Genomic DNA, 7329 nt, shown 5'->3' with positions numbered 1-7329 from the left:
GAGTACGCCCGATTGGGGACTGATCTACGTGCACTATTTTTTCTAAGCTCTCTCCGCCGGTAATTTTTTTATGCTTTCCAGGTAGATGGCGCGCTTTATTAAGTGAATTTGCTAAAGATTCGTAGAGAATCGAATTAACTAGCGAAGACTTACCGGAGCCGGAGACGCCGGTGACCGCGGTAAATACTCCCAGCGGAAAATCGACATCGATATTCTGCAGATTATTCTCTTGCGCTCCCCATACGTGCAGCTGCTTCTGTTTATCTATTTTTCGCCGTTGCAGTGGTACGGCAATCTCCCGCCGCCCCGCCAAATAGGCACCCGTCAGAGATTTTTCGGCATCCACAATTCCGGCCGGCGGACCGTTATAAATTATCTCTCCACCTTGCTCGCCTGCACGCGGGCCAATATCTAATATCCAATCTGCACTGCGAATAGTATCTTCATCGTGCTCTACCACGATTAAGGTATTCCCTAAATCCCGCAAACGCTGCAGCGCTTTCAATAATTTATCGTTATCGCGCTGATGCAGGCCAATAGAGGGTTCATCGAGCACGTAGAGTACTCCTACCAGACCTGACCCTATCTGGGTAGCAAGGCGAATGCGCTGGGCTTCCCCTCCGGAAAGCGTACCTGCGGAACGCGCCAGCGAGAGATAGCTCAAACCTACTGACACCATGAACTGCAACCGAGCGATTACTTCTCGCAATATCTGCCGGGCAATTTTTTGCTCGCGCGCTTCTAGCTCTAAATTCTGGAAGAACTCTCCCGCTTCCCCGATAGAAAGATGGGTAACTTCGTCAATATTCAACCCTCCCACTTTTACCGCCAAAACTTCTGGGCGTAAGCGCGCTCCCCCGCATGCTGCACAAGGGATATTGCGCATGAACCCCGCATAGCGCTCTTTTGATAACTCCGACTGCGTTTCGTCGTACTTACGCCGCACAAAGTGCAATACTCCTTCAAACCCAGTGGAATAGATACGCTCTCTCCCCCACCGATTTCGATACTGCATTTTTATTTTAAATTTGTAGCCATGCAAAATTTTCTCTTGCGCGGCAGTGGGAATTTCTTTCCACGGCATATCCATATCAAAGCCTAATTCTTTCCCAAGGGAGGAAAGCTGGCGCATATGATATTCCCGAGCTTTAGCAGAAGCAGTCACTGACCAAGGCACAATTGCCCCTTCTCGAATGCTTAAATCCTCATCGGGGACCACTAAATCCGGCGATACCTGCAGATTAGAGCCAATACCAGAACACTCCGGGCACGCTCCATAAGGAGCATTAAAAGAAAAAGTGCGGGGCTCTATTTCCTCTAACTCTAAAATGTGCCCCTGCGGGCAAGAACGCTGCTCAGAAAAGGTACGGCTCCGTTTTTTATCCGCAGCCGGTAAATCTACAAAATCAGCCATTAAAGTACCACCTGCCCGGCGCAGCGCTGTTTCCACTGAATCAGTGAGACGAGTACGAATACCCGCTTTCAGCGCCAATCTATCTACCACTATTTCAATGCTGTGCTTTTTCGTCTTAGCTAACGGCGGCACTTCATTAATTCGCCAGATTTCGCCATCCACCCGCAAGCGGGAAAATCCTTCGCCACTTAAATCTTTTATTAAATCTAAATGCTGGCCTTTTCGTCCCTTTACTACGGGAGCGAGAATCTGTACGCGCGTGCCCTCGGGATACTCTAAAAGAGAATTTACGATTTGTTCGGCACTTTGCGCCGTCACTTTTTCCCCACATTGCGGGCAAAACTGGGTACCAGCTCGCGCGTAAAGCAAACGCAAATAATCATAAATTTCGGTAATCGTCCCCACCGTGGAGCGCGGATTGCGGCTCGTGGAACGCTGATCAATAGAAACAGCGGGAGAAAGCCCCTCGATAAAATCAATATCTGGCTTATCCATCTGCCCGAGGAACTGGCGGGCGTAGGAGCTGAGGGATTCTACATAGCGGCGCTGACCTTCGGCGAAAATAGTGTCGAAAGCGAGAGAAGATTTTCCAGATCCAGAGAGCCCCGTAAATACGATTAGCTTATCGCGCGGTATATCTACCGTGATATTTTTTAGATTATGCTCTCGGGCTCCCTGAATATGAATAGTTTCATGCACATCTTCAGCTTAGCTGGCAAGGAAAACCCTGACAAAAGAGAAAAGGGAATTAAGAGAGAATTCATGTTTTACAGCAGCTTTCGTACTAAAATTGCCGTATGGAGAAAAAAATTTACGCAGTTGTATATACCTATGATCCACAAAAAAGCGAAGATTTAGCGAGAGAACGCCCGGGGCATCGCGCATTTCTGCGCAGTCTCTTCGAAAAAGGCGAGCTTTTAGCCTCTGGGCCCCTGGGAGATGGGCAAGCTCTTATCATTGTAAAAGCTACTACTCCCGCCGAGGCACTTACGCTGCTGGATCCCGATCCACTGCACGCGCAGGAAATCATTAAGGATCGAGAAGTCAAAGAGTGGAATCCGAATATCGGGCCTTTCGCTTCCTAATTCCTTCCTTATTCCTTCCTAATTTCTCACGCCTGCTGATTTCTAATAAATTCACTTTCTCAGGCCGAGGCAGAGTTTATATTTTATTATTACGCTACGCTCGTGGGGTTTTGTGCTACGCTCACGGGGTTTTGTGCTGCGCTCGCAGCATTTTTTATGCGCACGATATTTTACGCGCCTAGCCAGCTGCCCCTACTTTTTATTTAACCGCCGCGCGCCGATAACCGAAGAAATTATGGTAACTAGGATGACGCCGAGGATGAAGCCTACGGAAACCAAGATAGAAGGCTCCGGCACGAAAGTGAAAATTCCATAACCGTGGCTGGCATGGAGCACCAGCTTTACGGCAATAAAGCCCAGGATTACGGCTAAGCCATAGTGCAAGTAAATAAGATGCTCAAGTAACCCATCTACTAGGAAGAAAAGCTGACGCAAACCGAGTAAGGAAAAAGCGTTGGTGGCGAAAACTATAAAAGGCTCCTGCGTAAGACCATAGATAGCAGGAATAGAATCCAGCGCAAACATTAAATCTACCGAACCGATAGAAACTACACAGAGTAAAAGCGGAGTAATAGCTGTCTTTCCCTGATGGCGAGCTATCATCCTATCGCCTACATAGCCATCCGTCACCCGCAGATACTTCGATATAAGCCGGGTGATAAAATTCGGCTCATATTCTTCGTGTGGATCGATTTCTTTTCCGCGCGCTCGCCCTTCCAGTATGCCGTCATATACCTGCTTAGCCGCCGTATAGAACATCCAAATTCCAAATATGAAGAATACCCATACGAAACGCTCAATCAGCGCCGCCCCGACCAGTATGAATATCAAACGCAGCAGCAGCGCAATCACAATTCCATACATGAGCACTTTTTGCTGGAATATGCGTGGCACCTGAAAAGCCGCAATTATTATGATGAAGACGAAAATATTATCGAGCGAAAGCGATTTTTCCGTAATATAGCCGGCAAAATATTCGGTACCAAATTGGTTGCCGTGCCGCCAATAAACTATTAGACCAAAGATAATCGCAATTCCCACATAGAGAGCGCTCCAAATAGCAGCTTCTTTTATAGTTGGTTCATGCGGCCGGCGCACATGGCCAAATAGATCAAAGAGAATCAATCCCAGAATAGCGGCACCTAATGCAAACCATTCCCACAGATATACTGTCATTCCACTCCCCGAAGCTCCGTTTACGGAGGTAGGAAGTAAGGTGGTTACAGAGTTCGTGAGAATTGCCGGTAACATTTTGCCCCTTTCCGGTACATTGCTATTTAAAGGTACCGGAGGTCTCTTCCCGCCAAAATTGGCCTCGATCCGGATGCCGGGGCACCGTACTGACGAATCGATATTCTATGGGAATACTCCCCTCCGCCCCTTATTCTAACTTTTCTGAGCGAATTTTCCTGACTAAAAATAATGATTATTCCCACGCTTCGCCGCTAAATTACCGCTACGAATTTTTACCGTACAACTTGCTGCTCTGCTTGGGCAAACTTAATGGCCTTCATAAGCGAGGAATTTTAATCGTCAATAGCGCGCAGCTCTCGCTTCACATCGCGGATTTCGTCACGAATTCGCGCCGCTAATTCAAATTGCAACTGGCGCGCCGCCTCATGCATTTGCGCGGTCAAATCCGTAAGCAGATCCGCAATCTCCTGCCCGTCTCGCCGCTGCGCCGTAGCCACCGTACGCTCTTGCCGGTATCCGCCTGCTAGCAATTCTTGGGTATCAATATCTTCGCGAGCCAGCATATCGGTGACATCAGATATTTTTTTCCGCAGAGGTTGCGGATCAATACCGTGAGCTTGGTTATAAGCTATCTGCTTCTGCCGCCGCCTATTAGTTTCGGCAATTGCTTGACGCATATTCGGCGTGACGGTATCGGCATACATATGCACTTCACCAGCCACATTACGCGCTGCCCGCCCAATCGTCTGAATAAGAGAGGTAGTGGAACGCAAAAAACCTTGCTTATCGGCATCCAAAATCGCCACTAGCGACACTTCCGGTAAATCGAGCCCCTCGCGCAGCAAATTGATCCCCACCAATACATCAAATTTACCCAAACGCAGCTCCCGCAATAATTCCACGCGGCGCAAAGTATCCACATCGGAGTGCAGATACTCTACCTTCACCCCGCGTTCGGCTAAGTATTCCGTGAGATCCTCTGCCATCTTTTTCGTCAAAGTAGTGACGAGTACTCGTTCGGATCGCTCCACGCGCACCCGGATTTCTTCTAATAAATCATCTATCTGGCCTTTGGTGCTCTTCACCGAAATTTTTGGATCCACTAATCCAGTGGGGCGAATTATTTGTTCTACATATCCGTCGGCTTGTTCTAATTCATAGCGACCCGGTGTGGCCGAAAGATATACGGTTTGCCCGATTCGCTCTAAAAATTCTTCCCACTTCAACGGTCGATTATCCAGTGCCGAAGGCAGACGAAAACCGTGCTCTACCAGTGTGCGCTTCCGCGACATATCCCCCTCATACATCGCTCCTATCTGCGGCACTGTCACATGTGATTCGTCTATAATCAAGAGGAAATCTTCCGGGAAATAGTCTAAGAGAGTATTAGGCGGAGTACCTGCCGCTCGCCCGTCAATATGCCGAGAATAGTTTTCGATGCCGGAACAAATTCCCAGATTCCGCATCATTTCTAAATCATAAGTAGTGCGCATTTCCAGCCGCTGCGCTTCGAGAAGTTTCCCCTGCTCCCGCAGCACCGCTAGCCGGTCATCTAATTCTGCGGCGATACCTGCTAAGGCTTTTTCCATGCGCTCTGGCCCCGCCACGTAATGCGAAGCGGGGAATATATGCACATGGTCCGTATCAGAAAGCACTTTTCCCGTCAGAGGGTGTAAATAACTGAGCGATTCTATTTCGTCTCCAAAGAATTCGATACGAATAGCGAGCTCTTCATATACGGGAATTATTTCTACCGTATCGCCTTTTACCCGAAAAGTACCCCGCGTAAATTCATAATCATTGCGCGAATACTGCATAGTGATAAATTTTTTCAATAATTCATCGCGCGGAATTTCCCCGCCCCGCTCCAAGCGCACCATTCTATTTACATATTCCTGCGGAGTACCTAGGCCGTAGATACAAGAAACCGAAGCCACTACCACGGTATCGCGGCGGGTCAGAAGGGAGTTAGTAGCCGAATGGCGCAGCCGCTCCACTTCGTCATTAGAAGAAGCATCTTTTTCAATATAAAGATCACTCTGCGGCACATAGGCTTCCGGCTGATAGTAGTCATAGTAAGAGACGAAATACTCTACCGCATTATTCGGGAGTAACTCCCGGAATTCTGCGGCCATCTGCGCCGCCAAAGTTTTATTTGGCTCTAAAATCAAGGTAGGGCGCTGCACTTCTTCAATGAGCCAAGCCGCAGTAGCGGATTTACCTGTGCCGGTGGCACCTAAAAGCACGATATCTTTTTCCCCGCCGCGGAGGCGGGTCGCTAATTCAGCAATTGCCGCTGGCTGATCGCCAGCCGGTTTATAATCAGAAATTACTTGAAAAGGTGCATCTTGGCGCACTAGCGGCGTAACGGGGCGCATTTTATCTCTTCTCCGCTAGTCGAAATACAACTGTGCAGCGCGGATTAGCAGCTTTGATTTCGCCCTGCTCCAGCAGCAATCCGCTCTCCCGCACAGCGCTAGAAAAATCCCTATCCGCCATATTTCCTTTTTCTATCTGTACCACTTTTTCTTCGCTACTATCTATCAGTATTTGTGCCGCTAAGCCCAGTTTCTGTAATCTTCGCACAATAAGAGGTAAATTCGCGAAAAATCTGACGCGCGGCGAAATTTTTCCTCTCGGCGCGAAAAAGCGCTCTTGATTTTCCCAATTCTTCGCAAAAGGAAGCAACCATTCTCTCCATAATTGCCCCGCAATCTCTGCCAATTCAGTGGCCGTAGCATTGTTATCTATCAAGACATCGGCAATCTCTGCCAGTTTCTCTGCGCTCACTTGGCTAGCAATTCTTTTCTGTGCCGCTTCCACTGTAAAATGCCGATTTTCTACTAGCCGCTGTATCCGGATATTTTCTTCTGCCTGTAAAATTATATTGGCATGGGTGCGGAGAGCTAAATCGCTCTCATATAAAAGTGGAATATCGTGAATTACAATTGAATTTCCGGGCAGTTGGCGCAGTTGTGCAGATGCCAGCCGATAGACCTCTGGGTGTATAAAAGAATTTAATTCTGCTAATTCCATCTCCGAGTTAAATACGCACTCCGCGAGAGCAGCTCGATTCAATGAATCATCTGCACCTATTATATCTTTCCCCCACCGGACCACTATCTTCTGCCAAGCAGCACTTCCTGGAGCAACCGCCTGCCGCGCTAGCTGGTCATAGTCAATTACCTGCGCCCCTAGTGCTTTTAAGGCTGCCGCACAAGCAGATTTACCGCTACCGATACCGCCACCTAATCCAATTTGCAGCATTTCTGCCCCTATATCCTCAGCTCTCATCTATGCGCGTGCATTTACACTTATGCTCTACTCTGCAGCCTAATTATAGCGGTGGGGCGGAGAAATTTTCTCCGCCCCAGCTGAATAATTATTGCTACTTACTTAGCAGCTTTATTAGTTGCTCGTAAGTTTCTCCCGCAGCGCTGCTAGTGCTTCATCGCTAGCCAGCGTACCGGCCACTTCTTCCGCTTCAGCGGGAGCCGTATCCGAAGAATAGCTGGCAGGAACTTCTGCTGCGGCAGTTTCTGCTGCTGCCGCTGCATCTGCCTTCAGTGCTTCCGCTACTTGCTCTTTATGAGCCTTCCAGCGGCTCTCGGCGGCAGCATATTCTTGCTCCCAGGC

The 7329-nt window shown here is 48.6% G+C and carries 5 protein-coding genes and 1 pseudogene; 1 reads left to right on the top strand and 5 read right to left on the bottom strand.

The features are described 5' to 3' along the window. Positions 1 to 2113 (bottom strand): excinuclease ABC subunit UvrA (gene uvrA, locus Q0X35_RS05435; RefSeq protein WP_297566316.1); only part of this gene is annotated, 2113 nt, incomplete at its 3' end. Between the two features lie 98 nt (positions 2114 to 2211). Here uvrA and Q0X35_RS05430 point away from each other — a divergent pair. After that, entirely contained in the window at positions 2212 to 2499 is a 288-nt protein-coding gene (locus Q0X35_RS05430; RefSeq protein ID WP_073996357.1) for a YciI family protein, read from the top strand. A 192-nt stretch (positions 2500 to 2691) separates the two neighbouring features. On the opposite strand, the gene Q0X35_RS05425 is transcribed toward Q0X35_RS05430, so the two are convergent. From Q0X35_RS05425 to rpsA, 4 genes and pseudogenes are all read right to left on the bottom strand, one after another. Further along, positions 2692 to 3675 carry a TerC/Alx family metal homeostasis membrane protein gene (locus Q0X35_RS05425; protein ID WP_297566318.1) on the bottom strand — a complete coding sequence of 328 codons (984 nt, stop codon included), beginning with the start codon at positions 3673 to 3675 and terminating at the stop codon, positions 2692 to 2694. A gap of 350 nt (positions 3676 to 4025) precedes the next feature. Then, a complete protein-coding gene (gene uvrB, locus Q0X35_RS05420) occupies positions 4026 to 6071 on the bottom strand; it encodes an excinuclease ABC subunit UvrB (protein ID WP_297566311.1) in 2046 nt (681 codons plus the stop codon). 1 nt (position 6072) lies between these two features. After that, entirely contained in the window at positions 6073 to 6960 is an 888-nt protein-coding gene (gene coaE, locus Q0X35_RS05415; protein WP_297566309.1) for a dephospho-CoA kinase, read from the bottom strand. Between the two features lie 141 nt (positions 6961 to 7101). Further along, positions 7102 to 7329: pseudogene (rpsA, locus tag Q0X35_RS05410) on the bottom strand (30S ribosomal protein S1); the annotation flags it as partial.

The sequence above is a fragment of the uncultured Arcanobacterium sp. genome, from assembly GCF_947253055.1.
In the GTDB taxonomy this organism is placed as follows: domain Bacteria; phylum Actinomycetota; class Actinomycetes; order Actinomycetales; family Actinomycetaceae; genus Arcanobacterium_A.
The sequence above is the reverse complement of the archived record's forward strand: the minus strand, read 5'-3'. Positions and strand labels throughout refer to the sequence as shown.